Origin of the sequence: Rothia amarae, from assembly GCF_042677725.1 — a bacterium.
GTDB lineage: Bacteria > Actinomycetota > Actinomycetes > Actinomycetales > Micrococcaceae > Rothia > Rothia amarae.
Window position 1 is genome coordinate 97,651 of record NZ_JBHUCN010000006.1, and the last position, 15,325, is coordinate 112,975.

Annotated in this window: 20 protein-coding genes; all 20 read left to right on the top strand. The window is 51.3% G+C overall.

What is annotated here, in order from left to right; translation table 11 throughout:
• Positions 1-19: 19 nt before the first annotated feature.
• Positions 20-556: a 50S ribosomal protein L6 gene (rplF, locus tag ACFR81_RS02975; protein ID WP_068169544.1), complete on the top strand. Its 537-nt coding sequence runs from the start codon at positions 20-22 to the stop codon at positions 554-556.
• Between the two features lie 2 nt (positions 557-558).
• The gene (gene rplR, locus ACFR81_RS02980) at positions 559-918 is read left to right on the top strand and encodes a 50S ribosomal protein L18 (protein WP_343876233.1); all 360 of its coding nucleotides are present in this window, start codon (positions 559-561) and stop codon (positions 916-918) included.
• Entirely contained in the window at positions 918-1,610 is a 693-nt protein-coding gene (gene rpsE, locus ACFR81_RS02985; RefSeq protein ID WP_068169539.1) for a 30S ribosomal protein S5, read from the top strand. The genes rplR and rpsE overlap by 1 nt, the downstream gene beginning before the upstream one ends.
• A complete protein-coding gene (rpmD, locus tag ACFR81_RS02990; RefSeq protein WP_068169536.1) occupies positions 1,610-1,819 on the top strand; it encodes a 50S ribosomal protein L30 in 210 nt (69 codons plus the stop codon). The genes rpsE and rpmD overlap by 1 nt, the downstream gene beginning before the upstream one ends.
• 2 nt (positions 1,820-1,821) lie before the next feature.
• A complete protein-coding gene (gene rplO / locus ACFR81_RS02995) occupies positions 1,822-2,280 on the top strand; it encodes a 50S ribosomal protein L15 (RefSeq protein ID WP_068169533.1) in 459 nt (152 codons plus the stop codon).
• A gap of 247 nt (positions 2,281-2,527) precedes the next feature.
• Positions 2,528-3,838, top strand: a complete 1,311-nt coding sequence (secY, locus tag ACFR81_RS03000) for a preprotein translocase subunit SecY (RefSeq protein ID WP_068169531.1) — start codon at positions 2,528-2,530, stop codon at positions 3,836-3,838.
• Complete coding sequence (locus tag ACFR81_RS03005) at positions 3,835-4,398, top strand: adenylate kinase (RefSeq protein ID WP_068169528.1); 564 nt, start codon at positions 3,835-3,837, stop codon at positions 4,396-4,398. Before secY ends, ACFR81_RS03005 begins: the two co-directional genes overlap by 4 nt.
• Positions 4,399-4,499: 101 nt before the next feature.
• The gene (map, locus tag ACFR81_RS03010) at positions 4,500-5,336 is read left to right on the top strand and encodes a type I methionyl aminopeptidase (RefSeq protein WP_343876232.1); all 837 of its coding nucleotides are present in this window, start codon (positions 4,500-4,502) and stop codon (positions 5,334-5,336) included.
• Between the two features lie 65 nt (positions 5,337-5,401).
• Positions 5,402-6,586: a 23S rRNA (adenine(2503)-C(2))-methyltransferase RlmN gene (rlmN, locus tag ACFR81_RS03015; protein WP_343876231.1), complete on the top strand. Its 1,185-nt coding sequence runs from the start codon at positions 5,402-5,404 to the stop codon at positions 6,584-6,586.
• A gap of 177 nt (positions 6,587-6,763) precedes the next feature.
• Complete coding sequence (gene infA / locus ACFR81_RS03020; RefSeq protein ID WP_005505018.1) at positions 6,764-6,985, top strand: translation initiation factor IF-1; 222 nt, start codon at positions 6,764-6,766, stop codon at positions 6,983-6,985.
• 125 nt (positions 6,986-7,110) lie between these two features.
• Positions 7,111-7,224 (top strand): 50S ribosomal protein L36, encoded by a 114-nt coding sequence (gene rpmJ, locus ACFR81_RS03025; RefSeq protein ID WP_068169517.1) that lies wholly within the window; start codon positions 7,111-7,113, stop codon positions 7,222-7,224.
• Between the two features lie 158 nt (positions 7,225-7,382).
• The gene (rpsM, locus tag ACFR81_RS03030) at positions 7,383-7,751 is read left to right on the top strand and encodes a 30S ribosomal protein S13 (protein WP_068169514.1); all 369 of its coding nucleotides are present in this window, start codon (positions 7,383-7,385) and stop codon (positions 7,749-7,751) included.
• Between the two features lie 73 nt (positions 7,752-7,824).
• Entirely contained in the window at positions 7,825-8,232 is a 408-nt protein-coding gene (gene rpsK, locus ACFR81_RS03035; protein WP_068169512.1) for a 30S ribosomal protein S11, read from the top strand.
• 145 nt (positions 8,233-8,377) lie between these two features.
• Positions 8,378-9,370: a DNA-directed RNA polymerase subunit alpha gene (locus ACFR81_RS03040; protein WP_068169508.1), complete on the top strand. Its 993-nt coding sequence runs from the start codon at positions 8,378-8,380 to the stop codon at positions 9,368-9,370.
• A 107-nt stretch (positions 9,371-9,477) separates the two neighbouring features.
• The gene (gene rplQ / locus ACFR81_RS03045; protein WP_068169506.1) at positions 9,478-10,161 is read left to right on the top strand and encodes a 50S ribosomal protein L17, sunset domain variant; all 684 of its coding nucleotides are present in this window, start codon (positions 9,478-9,480) and stop codon (positions 10,159-10,161) included.
• A gap of 106 nt (positions 10,162-10,267) precedes the next feature.
• On the top strand, positions 10,268-11,209 hold the full coding sequence (gene truA, locus ACFR81_RS03050; protein ID WP_198924119.1) for a tRNA pseudouridine(38-40) synthase TruA: 942 nt from the start codon (positions 10,268-10,270) through the stop codon (positions 11,207-11,209).
• A 323-nt stretch (positions 11,210-11,532) separates the two neighbouring features.
• Positions 11,533-11,976 (top strand): 50S ribosomal protein L13, encoded by a 444-nt coding sequence (gene rplM, locus ACFR81_RS03055; RefSeq protein ID WP_068169713.1) that lies wholly within the window; start codon positions 11,533-11,535, stop codon positions 11,974-11,976.
• A gap of 32 nt (positions 11,977-12,008) precedes the next feature.
• A complete protein-coding gene (gene rpsI / locus ACFR81_RS03060; protein ID WP_068169503.1) occupies positions 12,009-12,506 on the top strand; it encodes a 30S ribosomal protein S9 in 498 nt (165 codons plus the stop codon).
• A gap of 198 nt (positions 12,507-12,704) precedes the next feature.
• Positions 12,705-13,751 (top strand): polyphosphate kinase 2, encoded by a 1,047-nt coding sequence (gene ppk2, locus ACFR81_RS03065; RefSeq protein ID WP_083147165.1) that lies wholly within the window; start codon positions 12,705-12,707, stop codon positions 13,749-13,751.
• A gap of 25 nt (positions 13,752-13,776) precedes the next feature.
• Positions 13,777-15,135 carry a phosphoglucosamine mutase gene (gene glmM, locus ACFR81_RS03070; protein ID WP_343876229.1) on the top strand — a complete coding sequence of 453 codons (1,359 nt, stop codon included), beginning with the start codon at positions 13,777-13,779 and terminating at the stop codon, positions 15,133-15,135.
• The last annotated feature ends 190 nt before the right edge of the window (positions 15,136-15,325 follow it).

The following is a 15,325-nucleotide window of genomic DNA, read 5'->3' on the forward strand; positions in this document are numbered from 1 at the left end:
GAAGAGAAAGGAAGAGTAAATGTCACGTATTGGACGTCTCCCCATCTCGGTTCCTGCCGGCGTTGAGGTAAAAATTGACGGCAACAACGTTTCTGTGAAGGGTCCCAAGGGCGAACTATCCCGCGAGATTTCTGCACCGATCACTGTTGCTCAGGAAGACGGCACCATCACCGTTTCCCGCCCCAATGACGAGCGCGAATCACGTGCCCTGCACGGTCTTTCACGCACCTTGATCAACAACATGATCATCGGTGTTACTGAGGGATACACGAAGAAGCTTGAAATCATTGGTACCGGTTACCGTGTGGCAGCCAAAGGCCAGGATCTTGAGTTCGCTCTCGGTTATTCACACCCCATCTCCATTAAGGCTCCTGAGGGAATCACCTTTACTGTAGAGGGCCAGAATAAGCTGACCGTTTCCGGCATCAATAAGCAGCAGGTCGGACAGGTCGCTGCTAACATTCATGGTCTACGTAAGCCTGACCCCTATAAGGGTAAGGGCGTTCGCTACGAAGGCGAGCAGATCCGCCGCAAGGTCGGAAAGGCTGGTAAGTAATAATGGCTATCAAAACAAAGTCAGTTGCACGCGCACGTCGTCACGCACGCGTTCGCAAGTACGTATCTGGCACCGCTGCACGTCCCCGTTTGAGCGTTACACGCTCAACCCGTCACATGTTCGTTCAGGTTATCGACGATGTTCAGGGCAAGACCTTGGCATACGCCTCCACCATGGAAGCTGATCTTCGTAACGCTGATTTGGACAAGACCGCTAAGGCTAAGCGCGTTGGTGAGCTCGCTGCAGAGCGCGCCAAGGCAGCAGGCGTTGAAGCTGTTGTCTTCGATCGCGGTGGCAACAAGTACCACGGTCGTGTAGCTGCAGTTGCTGAAGGCGCACGCGAAGGAGGTCTGGCACTCTAATGAGCGAGCAGGCAGTAAACGAAAAGGAAACTCAGGTGACTGAAACAACCGCAGAAGCAGTTGAAACCACCGAGAAGTCTTCCTCTGAAGATCGCCGCAACAACCGTGGCGGTGAACGTCGCGGAAACCGTGGCGGTGAGCGTCGCAACAACCGCGGTCGCGATGAAGAGAAAGACAAGTTCATTGAGCGCGTTGTAACCATCAACCGCGTTTCCAAGGTCGTCAAGGGTGGTCGTCGCTTCAGCTTCACCGCACTTGTCGTTGTTGGAGACGGCCAGGGTATGGTTGGCGTTGGATACGGCAAGGCTAAAGAAGTTCCTGCAGCTATTGCCAAGGGTGTTGAGGAAGCGAAAAAGAATTTCTTCCGCATTCCCCGCATCGAAGATCGCACCATTCCTCACCGTGTGCAGGGTGAAGCAGCCGCTGGCGTTGTAATGCTTCGTCCCGCAACCGCAGGTACCGGTGTTATCGCTGGTGGTCCCGTTCGCGCGGTACTCGAAGCAGCAGGTATCCACGATGTGCTCTCCAAATCACTCGGTTCTTCGAACCAGATCAACATTGTGAAGGCAACTATCGCAGCTCTCAAGATGCTTGAAGAGCCCGTAGCTGTTGCGGCACGTCGCGGTCTGCCTAACGATGAGGTCATCCCGAGCTTCTTGCTCAAGTCCAAGTCTGAAAAGGCAGGTGCGTAATGACCGGTAAGCGAATTCAGCCCAGCGACGCTCAGCTTGAGATTACTCAGCTCAAGTCTTACGTCGGCCAGAAGCAGAACATGCGTGACACCCTTCGTTCCTTGGGTCTTAAGCGCCCCGGTAACAAGGTTGTTCGTACTGCAGACCCCGTCACCTGCGGCATGGTTAACACCGTTGCTCACCTGGTGAAGGTTGAGGAGGTCAAATAAAGATGGCAGAGATCAATAACGAAGCTATCAAGATTCACGACTTGCGCCCCGCTCCGGGTGCCCACAAAGCAAAGACCCGCGTAGGCCGCGGTGAAGGCTCGAAGGGTAAAACTGCAGGTCGCGGCACCAAGGGTACCAAGGCACGCTACCAGGTTCGTCCTGGCTTCGAAGGCGGTCAGCTTCCGCTGCACATGCGTCTTCCCAAGCTGCGTGGCTTCAAGAACCCCTTCCGCACCGAATACCAGGTTGTAAACCTGGATCGTATTTCGGAACTTTTCCCCGAGGGTGGCGACGTAACTGTTGACACGCTTATTGAAAAGGGCGCAGTTCGTAAGAACGAACTGGTTAAGGTTCTTGGTAACGGCGACATCTCCGTCAAGGTTAACGTCACCGTTGATAAGGCATCCAAGTCCGCAATCGAAAAGATTGAGGCAGCTGGCGGTTCTGTAACCGTCAAGTAGTTTGTGAGTAACGTGAGTTACTGAAAACTATGAAAGATCCTCCGTTCCCTTTGGGGAGCGGAGGATCTTTATTTCTCGTGGGGAGGGGATAAGAGTGAGCATTGACATTATGGGCATATCTCCTCCGGTGTCCCCAATTGCTGTTTTAACCAGCTAAACTAAAAATGATGTGTTAATTGTTTGATTTTGTGCGCCCTTTTTGATGCGCTATCAAATATATTGACTTCCCAATTTTTCAGGAGGACATGTGCTTGGCGCGTTCGGACGGGCATTCAAAACCCCCGATTTGCGGCGTAAGCTGCTGTTCACCGTTGGCATTATCGTAATTTATCGGATAGGCGTTTTCATTCCTGCTCCCGGTATCTCTTACGGCAACGTTCAACAATGTCTGGCTCTAGGTAACACTACCGGCGGAGTTTACGACATGGTGAATCTATTCAGCGGCGGCGCCCTATTGCAACTATCTATTTTTGCTCTAGGCGTGATGCCGTACATCACCGCATCGATTATCGTTCAGCTGTTGCGCGTGGTGATTCCACGTTTCCAAGAGTTGCATGAAGAAGGTGCACAAGGTCAGACAAAGCTTACTCAGTACACTCGTTATTTGACGATTCTGCTGGCTTTGTTGAACTCCACCACTATTATTTCGTTGGCACGATCTGGCACACTACTGGGTAACTGCCCCCTGCCGATTATCCCCGACGATAGCTTTATCAATATTTTACTGATAGTTATCACGTTGACTGCCGGTACAGGCGTCATCATGTGGTTGGGTGAACAGATTACTGAAAAGGGCGTGGGCAACGGTATGTCCCTGCTCATTTTCACTTCAATCGCTGCATCGTTCCCCACCGCAATGGGTAATATTGCAACTGCCAATGGCTGGGGGATTTTCGCCGCTGTTTGTGCAGTGGGGCTGCTCGTAATCATCGCCGTCGTGTTCGTGGAGCAGTCTCAGCGTCGCATTCCTGTTCAGTATGCAAAGCGAATGATTGGACGCCGCACCATTGGCGGTACTTCAACTTATATTCCGTTGAAGGTCAATATGGCTGGTGTTATTCCATTGATTTTCGCTTCATCGTTGTTGATGATTCCTGGTCTTCTGGCTCAGTTCAATACTCCATCTGACGGTACTCCGCCGCCGGCTTGGGTTTCTTGGATTAATGACTATTTGGTCAAGGGTGATCATCCGCTCTATATTGCTCTGTACTTCTTGCTCATTCTCGGCTTCGCATACTTCTACGTTTCCATCACGTTCAATACAGAAGAAGTTGCAGGCAACATGAAGAAGTATGGTGGGTTTATTCCTGGTGTGCGTGCAGGTAAGCCCACGGAACGTTACCTCACGTATGTGTTGAACCGTATTACCCTTCCTGGCGCTCTCTACCTTGCTGTTATTGCAATGATTCCGCTGGTAGCTCTCATTCTGTTCAACGCTAATCAGAACTTCCCGTTTGGCGGTGCATCGCTGCTAATCGTGGTCGGCGTTGGTCTAGATACTGTGAAGCAGATTGACGCTCAGCTCCAACAAAGAAACTATGAAGGATTGCTCCGATGAACCGTTTGTTGATTATTGGTCCTCCCGGTGCCGGTAAAGGCACCCAGGCTGTGAAGATTTCTGAACAGCTTTCGATTCCTGCTATTTCTACTGGCGATATCTTCCGTAAGAACATCAAGGAAGAGACCGATCTCGGAAAAGAAGCTAAGAGCTACATCGATTCTGGAAATCTGGTTCCAGATTCAGTAACGAATAAGATGGTTCGTGCTCGTTTAGCAGAAGACGACACCAAGGATGGTTTCCTGCTAGATGGCTATCCTCGTAACCCGGAGCAGGTTCACGAACTTGATACCATCCTCGCTGAGAATAATGAGGAAATTGATCAGGTTCTGCTTCTTGTTGCGGATAATGAGGAGCTCGTACAGCGTCTTTTGGGTCGTGCCGCTGAGCAAGGACGTACAGATGACAATGAAGAAGTCATTCGCCACCGTCTGAACGTTTATGAAAAAGAGACCGCTCCGTTGTTGTCAATTTATCGTGAACGCGGTCTGATTAAAGAAGTAAACGGTCTCGGCGAAATTGATGAAGTTACAGAGCGTTTGTTAGACGCTTTGAAATAAATTTATGAGCACTGTGCCCCCGGTCATTGCGGGGGCACAGCCGTTTAAATGAAGATGGACAGGTTTGCTAGACAGGAAATCTAGCATAAGAAGGAGTAAGAGTGCGCCGTATTGAATACAAAACTGATGCTCAGCTAGCTTGGATGGTTAAGGCTGGAGTCGTCACTTCTCGTGCATTGGATGCGGCGGTTGCAGCTGTTGCTCCTGGGAAGACCACTGCAGATTTGGATTCTGCCTTCCGGGAGATAATCACTGCCAATGGTGCTACTTCAAATTTCTTGGGATATTACGATTATCCGGCGATGATTTGTGCTTCTGTCAATGACGAAGTAGTTCATGGGATTCCTGGACCCCGAGAGCTGCTCGCGGGGGATATGGTTTCCATCGATGGGGGAGCGGTACTCACCGACCCTGCAACGGGTAAAACTTGGAATGGCGATTCTGCCCGCACCGTAATGGTAGGGAATGCATCTGCAGAGCGACGTGAGCTTTCTGAAATTACCCGAGCGGCTCTGTGGCATGGAATCGCTGCTGTTGCCAGTGCTCGAAAAGTCGGTGAAATCGGCGTAGCTATCGAACAGTTCGTCCGTGAAGAAACTGGCGATAAGTACGGAATTATTGAAGACTTTGTCGGGCACGGCATCGGTACTTCCATGCACATGGCTCCCGACGTCCTGAACTATGCCGCTAGAGATCTTGGCCCCCGCTTGAAAAAGGGGATGGCCCTCGCTATAGAGCCCATGCTAGTGACCGGCTCGATTGAGACACACGTGCTAGCAGACGACTGGACAATCAAAACCAATGACGGCGGCGACGCCTGCCAGTGGGAACATTCCGTTGCTATCCACTCTGATGGTATTTGGGTTCTCACGGCAGAAGATGGCGGAGCATCGGAATTGTCTAAACTTGGAGTTACCGTCAAACCCATTCTTGCCTAATACTTTTTACCTCGCTATCGGTCTAATTGCTCAGTTCAAGAAACTGAATAGACAGCGGAAGGAACATGAACATGACTGAAACCACTAAAGTACCGGTTGAAATTTCAACCATACGCCCTGAACCAGGTCAAATCGCCCTTAAAGCTCCTCGACGAGAACAACCCCCGTCTCATATTGCGGACTTCGATATGGCAGGACGCAAGAAGTTCCTGGAAGAGCTAGGCTATAAGCCATTCCGCGCGTCTCAGCTTTCAAAGCATTATTTTGAAAGGCTCATTGATGATCCCGCTCAAATGACTGACCTTCCTGCCGCCGATCGCGAGGAGATGGTAGCTAAAGCTATGCCCAAGCTGCTAACCAACGTTCGTACGTTAGAGGCAGACGGCGGCGATACCCTCAAGATTGTTCACCGTCTGTTCGACGGTGCCTTGGTGGAGTCCGTGATTATGCGCTACCAAAATCGCGTGACCATGTGTATCTCCTCGCAAGCAGGTTGTGGAATGAACTGCCCTTTCTGCGCCACTGGGCAGCAGGGCCTCACCCGAAACCTTTCTACCGCAGAAATTGTAGAACAGGTTGTGGCAGGTGCGCGCTATCTGCAGCAGATGAAGGGCATCGAACAGGCTGAGGATGGGCACGAGGATACGCGTCCTTTGCGAGTCTCCAACATCGTCTTTATGGGCATGGGCGAAGCTCTAGCGAATTATAAACGCACCATGGGAGCAGTCCACCGTCTGATTGACCCTGCTCCTGAAGGACTAGGTATTTCTGCGCGTGGACTCACAATGTCCACCGTTGGACTGGTACCCGGTATGCGTAAATTTGAAATGGAAAAGCTTCCCATCACTCTGGCGCTCTCTCTTCATGCACCTGATGATGAACTACGCGACGAGCTTATCCCCATCAACACTCACTGGAAAGTAGATGAAGCGCTGGATGCCGCCTACAGCTACTACCGCACCACGGGCCGCCGCATCTCTATCGAGTACGCCCTCATCAAAGACATCAACGATCAAGGATGGCGTGCTGACCTCCTCGGCAAAAAACTTGCATCGCGTGGGCGCGGTTGGGTTCATGTTAACCCCATCCCACTCAACCCCACTCCAGGGTCAAAATGGACAGCATCCCGTAAGGGTGTAGAACAAAACTTTGTAGAACGACTGCGTGCTCACGGGATACCGACGACCATCCGGGATACGAGAGGTTCCGATATCGACGGCGCCTGTGGTCAGTTGGCCGCTCAGGAGTAAAGCGAAAACTGCTGCCCGCAGTTAATGTGACGAGAAACCAGTTAACTTTTAAGAATAGTTCCCGTACACTTGATAGTTGGTTGTCACTACCGTGTACTTTGTGCGCGCTGAAAGACAATTCAACTATCAAACTGTTGTTCGTGGCGGACGTTACGAACACCGACGTTAGCGGAGGATATGGCCAAAAAAGACGGCGTCATTGAGATTGAAGGTTCTGTAGTAGAAGCTCTACCCAACGCAATGTTCCGCGTTGAGCTAGATAACGGACACAAGGTTCTTGCGCACATCTCAGGAAAAATGCGTCAGCACTACATTCGAATTCTCCCCGAGGATCGGGTTGTAGTGGAACTGTCTCCTTACGACCTCTCACGTGGTCGTATCGTCTACCGCTACAAATAAGCCCATGAAGTTTACGTCGGTTTGCCGGCGTGCATTTCATGTTAAGGGGTAACGTGTTCCAACGGAAACCTCTTATCCCGTAAATCAATCAATGCAAAGAATTGCAATCAACGCAAAGGAATGCGATGAAGGTCAAGCCGAGCGTTAAGCCGATCTGCGATAAGTGCAAAGTGATTCGCCGTAAAGGCAATGTCATGGTGATCTGCGAAAACCCGCGTCACAAGCAGCGCCAGGGCTAATTTAGCTGTTGACTGCTTGAGTCCTTAGGGACAAATAATGATATAGGCACCGCTCCTCTCTTTTGATGGGATACCTCCGGATCCAGAGGCCGGGGACCGAGAATACTCTCGGGCAGTGATGCCATAGACCTCTGAAACAAATAAGGAGAACAGCCAATATGGCACGTCTCGCTGGAGTCGATCTTCCCCGCGAAAAGCGCGTGGAAGTAGCTCTTACTTACATTTACGGCGTGGGCAAGACCCGTGCTCACGAAGCACTCGAGGCAACTGGCGTTAGCCCCGATGTACGGGTAAAGGATCTTGATGATTCGCAGCTCGTTGCACTTCGTGACTTCATCGAAGGTAACTACAAGGTTGAAGGTGACCTTCGCCGTGAGGTTGCTGCTGACATTCGTCGTAAGGTCGAAATTGGTAGCTACCAGGGTCTGCGTCACCGTCGCGGTCTTCCGGTTCACGGTCAGCGTACCAAGACCAACGCACGTACCCGTAAGGGTCCCAAGCGTACTGTCGCTGGTAAGAAGAAGTAATAACGCGTTGTTTCAGTTCAACAATTTCTTCGTTGAACCAACGTATAACCAACCTTTGTAGGAGAATCAATACATGCCTCCCAAGACTCGCGCAGCGGCACGTAAAACTGCTGGCCGCCGCAAGGTAAGCAAGAATATTGTTGCCGGTCAGGCACACATTAAGTCAACTTTTAACAACACCATCGTATCGATTACCGATCCTACCGGTGCTGTTATTTCATGGTCCTCAGCTGGCGAAATGGGCTTCAAGGGCTCACGCAAGTCAACTCCTTATGCTGCACAGATGGCTGCTGAAACCGCTGCAAAGCGCGCTCAGGAACATGGTGTTCGTAAGGTAGACGTATTCGTTAAGGGCCCGGGCTCAGGTCGCGAAACCGCAATCCGCTCACTTCAGGCTACCGGCCTGGAAGTTGGTTCGATTCAGGACGTTACCCCCGTTGCACACAACGGTTGCCGTCCTCCGAAGCGTCGCCGCGTCTAATTGATGCCGTCTCCCGGATCCGTCCGGGCGGTTACCCAGCCCAAGGCTAGGTGATCATTGGACAGACTGCTTCGTCTGCTTCCTTATCCCTTGTTTTCCCAACCCTGTGAGCTCATATAGCGGATGCTCACCGAAAGGAAACATCGTGCTTATTGCACAGCGCCCCACTTTGAGTGAAGAAGTAGTAGCGGAAAACCGCTCTCGCTTCACCATCGAGCCCCTCGAACCGGGCTTCGGCTACACCCTGGGTAACTCGCTTCGTCGAACCCTGCTCTCATCAATCCCCGGTGCCGCTGTAACCAGCATTCGCATCGATGGCGTGCTGCATGAATTTAGCACCGTTGAGGGCGTTACCGAAGATGTCACTGAAATCATCTTGAATCTCAAGCAGCTTTCAATTTCATCTGAGAACGATGAACCTGTTGTTGCATACCTGCGCAAGCAGGGTGAAGGTGAACTCACCGCAGCAGACATCGAGGTTCCCGCAGGTGTGGAGATCCACAACCAGGATTTGCACATTGCGCACCTGAACTCACGAGCAAACTTCGACGCTGAGCTGACTATTGAGCGTGGTCGCGGCTACGTTTCAGCAGCTCAGAACAAGAGCGGAGATAGCGAAGTTGGCCGTATCCCGGTTGACTCCATTTACTCACCCGTTCTGAAGGTTACATTCCGTGTGAATGCAACTCGTGTGGAGCAGCGCACTGACTTCGACTCCCTTACTTTGGACGTCGAAACCAAGGAAGCTATTGCTCCTCGCGATGCAGTCGCATCGGCAGGTAGCACCCTGGTTGAGCTGTTCGGCTTGGCACGCGAACTCAATACCGCAGCTGAAGGTATTGAGGTTGGTCCGTCACCTGCTGACGAATCAATGGCTGCTGATCTTGCTCTTCCGATTGAAGATCTCGAAATGTCAGTACGTTCCTACAACTGCCTTAAGCGTGAGGGCATCCACACCGTGGGTGAGCTCGTTGCACGCAGTGAAGCGGATCTTATGGATATTCGTAACTTCGGTGCAAAGTCTATCGATGAGGTCAAGGCGAAGCTTACCGAGCTTGGTCTAGCACTCAAGGATTCACCTCCCGGTTTTGAACTTGCTCGTATGCACGATGACGAAGACGGCTACGGAGATATCTAAATCCTGCTTCGGTCCAGCCTATAAAGGCGAACCTAAACGTCAAAAGCTTGGTTCCAAAAGACTCCATGATGGAGACCACGGAACTGTAATTCCATGGAGAAATAATTATGCCTACTCCCACTAAGGGTCCCCGCCTCGGCGGTAGCCCAACACACGAGCGTCTGATGCTCAACAACCTGTCCCAGCAGTTGTTTGAGCACAAGCGCATCACCACTACCGTTACCAAGGCTAAGCGGATGCGCCCTGTGGCTGAACGCTTGATTACCTTCGCTAAGAAGGGCGATCTTGCTGCACGCCGTCGCGTTCTGCGCTCCTTGACCGACAAATCTGTAGTTCACGAGCTCTTCACCGTTATTGCGCCTGCAATGGCAGAACGCCCCGGTGGCTACACTCGTATCACCAAGATTGGTAACCGCAAGGGCGATAACGCTCCCATGGCTGTTATTGAACTTGTGATGGAGCCTGTTGCATCTGCTGCAGTTGTTGAAGAAGCAACTCAGGTAGCTACTAAGTCAGTTCCCGCTGAAGAAGCAAAGACTGAAGCTCCTGTAGCAGCTACTGCAACCGATTCTTCAGACCTGCCTGCTGGCTCACATGCACCTCTTGAGTCCGGCGAGGCTCCCGAGGGCTTTGAAGTCAAGGGTAATTCTGACTCCATGAAGTACCACGTGCCTGGTTCACGCTGGTACTCATCCACCAGGGCTGAAATCTGGTTCGATAATGCTGAATCAGCTAAGGCTGCAGGTTACGCACCTGCTGGTGGCGAAGCTGCTCAGAAAATTTCCGAATAATCGGATTTTGAGCTTTTAGCTCTAAATTGCCGCTCACAGGTAAACTGTGGGCGGCAGTTTTGTTTTAAAGAATGTGAGGTATCGGGTGATACGAAGGGGAGAGACCGTGGCAGACGAAGATCTTGGTGAGGTAAGTACCCAACGCGTTCGGGTGGACTTAGCTTACGATGGTTTCCCCTTTGCAGGGTGGGCAAAGCAACCTCAGCTGGTGACGGTACAAGGAGTGGTTGAAGAGGCCCTCGCCATGATTTTTCGCCAGCCCATCTACGTCACTGTAGCTGGTCGTACTGACGCGGGAGTGCATGCTCTACATCAAGTCATACATTGCGATATCCCCGAAGATAAGTGGGAGAGTGCTGCCGGAAGGAGCGGGCTCTCGCCAGCGCAAGCTCTGCCACGTAAACTCCGGGGAGCAATGAGTAAATGCCTCAACGACGCCGAACAGGAGCTGGGAGTACCAACTCGATTGCACGGTATTCTCCAAAAAGCTATTACCGTGTTCTCTGCCCAGGAAGTGCCTCATACTTTTGATGCGAGGTTTTCCGCATTAGAAAGAAAATATCGCTACTTAATTGAAGACGGTTTCATGTCTAAGGGATCTGACCCGCTCGTCCGGCATATGGCATGGCAGATTGACGATGAGCTCAATCTGGACTTAATGAACTCAGCGGCTCAGAATTTACTGGGGTTACATAATTTTCTTTCGTTCTGTAAGCCGAGAGAGGGCTCGACTACCATTCGCGAATTGCGAGAGATTTTTTTTACTCGTAGAGATGATGGTCTAGTGGAGGCATCTATCCGTGCGGATGCTTTCTGCCACAATATGGTACGGACTTTGGTTGCATCGCTGGTGCTCGTAGGGCAAGGCAAAAAAGACCTCGTGTGGTTGGGAAGTCGTATTGAAAATCCACGGCGCGATTCTGATGTGCGACTTGCTAGCCCTCGTGGTCTTGCTTTAGCACATATCGAGTATCCGGCGGCGGACCTCTATCGAGTACAAGCAGATCAGGCACGGGCGATGAGAGAGCTCCCTTTAAATCCACGTTAGAACTGTGGAAAACATAATGGCTGGCTCTTAAGAGAGTTGAATTACAAACATGGTATTTCAAAGATTAAACCAGTGATTTACAGCTAGTTCATGTGGATTAAGCAAAATACCTGATGTATAGTTTCATACGTTGTGCGTGTTCCGCCCTGATTCACGTGCGCCTTTCTACAGCTTGGTTGCAGAGCAGAAAAGAAAGATGCGCCCAGGGAGTTTGTGAACGAGTAGATGCGTTTGGTCCTCACCCAAACCCTGCTAATCGCACGTTGAAAGAGGCGCGATACCCAACTAAGCGCCATATGTACATACGAGACAAAGGCGAAATTTTGCGCACTTACACTCCCAAGCCCGGTGAAGTAGAGCGCCAGTGGCACGTCATTGACGCTACTGACGTTGTCCTGGGTCGTCTTGCCAGCCAGACCGCAACACTGCTGCGCGGAAAGCACAAGCCGACCTTTGCTGCTCATGTTGATACCGGCGATTCTGTCATCATCATCAACGCTGAAAAGGTTGCACTAACCGGTGCAAAGCTTGAACAGAAGCGTGCATACCGTCACTCAGGCTACCCAGGTGGTCTGAAGTCGGTATCTTATGCTGAACTCTTGGAAACCAACCCCGTTCGCGCCGTAGAAAAGGCTGTTAAGGGTATGCTTCCTAAGAACAAGCTTGCGGCTCAGCAGCTGAAGAACCTCAAGGTTTACGCAGGTGCAGAGCACCCGCACGCTGCTCAGCAGCCCAAGACCTTCGAAATCACCCAGGTCGCCCAGTAATTCGGGCCAACGAAAGAACATTAGGAGAAATCGTGGCTCAGAACGAAGAGCAGATTGTAAACGAAGAAGAGGTCACTAGCTACACCTCTGAATCTTCCGCTCCCGTAGCAGAAGAAGCAAAGGCAGCTCGCCCCGCGCTTACCGTTTCCGGTTCAGCAGTGGGACGTCGCAAGGAAGCTGTTGCACGCGTTCGCGTTGTGCCCGGCACCGGAAAGTGGATTATTAACGGTCAGGAACTTGCTACCTACTTCCCCAATAAGCTTCACCAGCAGGAAGTAAACGATCCTTTCAAGCTTCTTGAGCTTGAAGGCGCTTACGATGTCATCGCACGTATCAATGGCGGCGGCGTATCAGGTCAGGCAGGCGCTCTGCGCCTGGGTATCTCACGCGCACTCAATGAGATTGACGTAGAGAACAACCGTCCTGCCCTGAAGAAGGCTGGTTTCTTGACTCGTGACGCACGCGTTATCGAACGTAAGAAGGCAGGCCTCAAGAAGGCACGTAAGGCTTCACAGTTCTCCAAGCGTTAATCAACGCTTCGAACGTCAAGTTCTTACTCAAAAGGCAGAGCCGATTTCGGCTCTTCCTTTTGCTTTATGTTCAGATATACCCAAGATACAGGCTGAATGAGATTTTCATAAAGTCTAAATAGATGTAACAAATACTTGTAGGAGCTCTCTCACATAGAATATGACTGGAACCACATGTCACTCTATGAAAGGTAAGCTATGGTAGCCCCTCGTAAAACCTCGGCGGACAAAGAAGTTTCGACCCAGGATCAGGCAAAAACCGGTGAGACTACTCCCGGTGGCGAGCACAACAATGCTATTAAATCGGCATTGAAGAAAGAGACTCGACGCGTATCTGTCGTGGAGGACTACTCTGCTGAACTGGACGAAATTTCGTCGCTACAGAAGAAACTAAAAGGCGATAGCAAAAAATCGGATGCTTGGAAAAAGGGGTACCCCTACGACGAGAAGCTAGGCCGAAAAGAATACGAGCGGGAGAAGCGCGCCCTCCAGATTGAACTGCTGAAGCTTCAGCTCTGGTTCAAAGATACCGGGCAGAAGCTACTTATTATTTTTGAAGGTCGCGATGCAGCTGGTAAGGGTGGAGCTATTAAGCGCTTCACTGAGCATCTGAACCCCCGCGGGTCACGCGTGGTTGCGCTGGAAAAACCGACCGAAATTGAACAGACCCAGTGGTACTTCCAACGCTACATTAAGCATCTGCCTGCTGGCGGCGAAATCGTGCTGATGGACCGCTCCTGGTACAATCGCGCCGGCGTCGAGCGCGTCATGGGTTATTGCAACTCGCAGGAATACTACGAATTTATGCGCGAAGCTCCCGAGTTGGAACGCATGCTAGTAAACTCGGGCATTAAGCTCATTAAGTTCTGGTTCTCTGTAACCCGCGCAGAGCAACTGGCTCGCTTTGACTCCCGCCGGACCGATCCCGTGCGCCAGTGGAAGCTGTCCCCCACAGACCTTGCATCCTTAGATAAGTGGGATGACTACACCGAAGCTAAAGAAGCTATGTTCTTCTACACTGATACCGGTGATGCTCCTTGGACGGTAGTCAAATCTAACGATAAGAAGCGCGCACGTTTGGAAGCTATGCGTTACGTTTTGACGCAGTTTGACTACCCCAACAAAGATCACAAAGTAGTAGGAACGGTGGACCCGCTCATTGTTGGTTCTGGTTCTGATGTGTTCGAAGACGACGAACCTGAAAATCCTGAGGGCTTCCCAGTACTGAAAGAAGATACAAAGTAGCCTTCAGGGCGTAGAATAACCAGTGATGTCTAAGAGATTATTTGGAACTGACGGTGTACGCGGACTTGCAAACGAGCTAATCACTCCGAGTATGGCACTCGAGCTTGCTCAAGCCGCCTCCATCGTTTTGGGGTTCAATACGGTAAAAAAGGGTGCGCGACCCAAAGCTGTTATTGCCCATGACTCTCGCATTAGCGGTGAGTTCATTGGGTCAGCAATGATGGCGGGCTTTGCCGCTTCCGGTGTAGACGTGTGGGACGCTGGCATGGTCCCCACACCGGCAGCAGCATATTTGGTCAGCGCAACCGATGCGGACTTCGGTGTCATGATCTCGGCTTCACACAATCCTGCAGAAGACAACGGAATTAAATTCCTTGCTCGCGGGGGTAAGAAGCTGGATGATTCGCTTGAAGATTCTATTGAAAAGTTATTCAAGGAGAAAGATTTTCGTGCTCCAATCGGCGGCGAAGTAGGGCGAATTCGCCCGCTTGCTGACGGCGAGGATCGTTACATCACTCACTTGCTTTCCACCATGCCAGAGCATCGTCGTCTTAATGGTCTGACTGTTGTTCTTGACTGTGCTAACGGTGCAGCATCCGGTGTTTCTCCCGACGCGTTTCGCACGCTGGGGGCGAAGGTTATTGTTTTGGCGGCCGAGCCAGATGGCACGAATATCAACGACGGCGTGGGCTCTACGCACCCCGAAAAGCTCCAGGCTGCCGTGGTAAAACACGGTGCTGATATGGGTATTGCCCATGACGGCGATGCCGATCGCTGCTTGGCAGTGGATGAGCAGGGCAACATGGTGGACGGCGACAAAATTATGTCCATTATCGCTGTTGCGATGAAGGATGCAGGTCGCCTCAAAGACAATACCTTGGTTGCTACAGTGATGAGCTCTTTGGGTCTCGAGCTGTACCTGAAAGAGCAAGGCATTAAGCTGGAACGCACTTCTGTCGGGGACCGCTACGTTCTTGAATCGATGAACGCTAACGGGTTTAACCTCGGTGGCGAGCAGTCTGGTCACGTGATTATGAGTGATTATGCAACAACTGGCGACGGCGTTTTGACCGGTCTTCATCTTGCCGCTGAGGTCGCTCATACGGGACTCCCTTTGAGTGAGTTGGCAGCACGGATGCAACCTACGCCGCAGAAGCTCATCAATGTCAAGGGCGTTGATCGCGACGGCGTGAAAGATTCGGTTGCTCTGCAAGATGCTGTAGCTGAAGCAGAGAAGGAGCTGGGTGAGAGCGGTAGAGTTCTGCTGCGTCCCTCAGGCACCGAACCTTTGGTGCGCGTCATGGTTGAAGCTGCTGACCAGGAAACAGCGGATAGCGTGGCTCAACGTCTAGCTGATGTAGTGATTGCAGAGCTTTCACTGTAAGAATTTCCATCAATAGGGGGAAGACGCCGAACGGCGTCTTCCCCCTTCTCATATCTGGGATAAACCTGTACAGATATGTGACTTAAAAGTGTAGAATCTAGACATCTGAATTGTCTTTTCAGCCTAGAAATGATATGTGAGCTTAGTGTTTTCAGAGATATCTGTTAGCAGAAAGGTTCACACATAAAGT

Excerpts from the sequence above, each read along its gene's own strand:
- rplF (WP_068169544.1), top strand. The coding sequence starts at position 20 with ATGTCACGTATTGGACGTCTCCCCATCTCGGTTCCTGCCGGCGTTGAG.
- rplR (WP_343876233.1), top strand. The coding sequence starts at position 559 with ATGGCTATCAAAACAAAGTCAGTTGCACGCGCACGTCGTCACGCACGC.
- rpsE (WP_068169539.1), top strand. The coding sequence starts at position 918 with ATGAGCGAGCAGGCAGTAAACGAAAAGGAAACTCAGGTGACTGAAACA.
- rpmD (WP_068169536.1), top strand. The coding sequence starts at position 1,610 with ATGACCGGTAAGCGAATTCAGCCCAGCGACGCTCAGCTTGAGATTACT.
- rplO (WP_068169533.1), top strand. The coding sequence starts at position 1,822 with ATGGCAGAGATCAATAACGAAGCTATCAAGATTCACGACTTGCGCCCC.
- ACFR81_RS03005 (WP_068169528.1), top strand. The coding sequence starts at position 3,835 with ATGAACCGTTTGTTGATTATTGGTCCTCCCGGTGCCGGTAAAGGCACC.
- rlmN (WP_343876231.1), top strand. The coding sequence starts at position 5,402 with ATGAACATGACTGAAACCACTAAAGTACCGGTTGAAATTTCAACCATA.
- infA (WP_005505018.1), top strand. The coding sequence starts at position 6,764 with ATGGCCAAAAAAGACGGCGTCATTGAGATTGAAGGTTCTGTAGTAGAA.
- rpmJ (WP_068169517.1), top strand. The coding sequence starts at position 7,111 with ATGAAGGTCAAGCCGAGCGTTAAGCCGATCTGCGATAAGTGCAAAGTG.
- rpsM (WP_068169514.1), top strand. The coding sequence starts at position 7,383 with ATGGCACGTCTCGCTGGAGTCGATCTTCCCCGCGAAAAGCGCGTGGAA.
- rpsK (WP_068169512.1), top strand. The coding sequence starts at position 7,825 with ATGCCTCCCAAGACTCGCGCAGCGGCACGTAAAACTGCTGGCCGCCGC.
- rplQ (WP_068169506.1), top strand. The coding sequence starts at position 9,478 with ATGCCTACTCCCACTAAGGGTCCCCGCCTCGGCGGTAGCCCAACACAC.
- ppk2 (WP_083147165.1), top strand. The coding sequence starts at position 12,705 with ATGGTAGCCCCTCGTAAAACCTCGGCGGACAAAGAAGTTTCGACCCAG.
- glmM (WP_343876229.1), top strand. The coding sequence starts at position 13,777 with ATGTCTAAGAGATTATTTGGAACTGACGGTGTACGCGGACTTGCAAAC.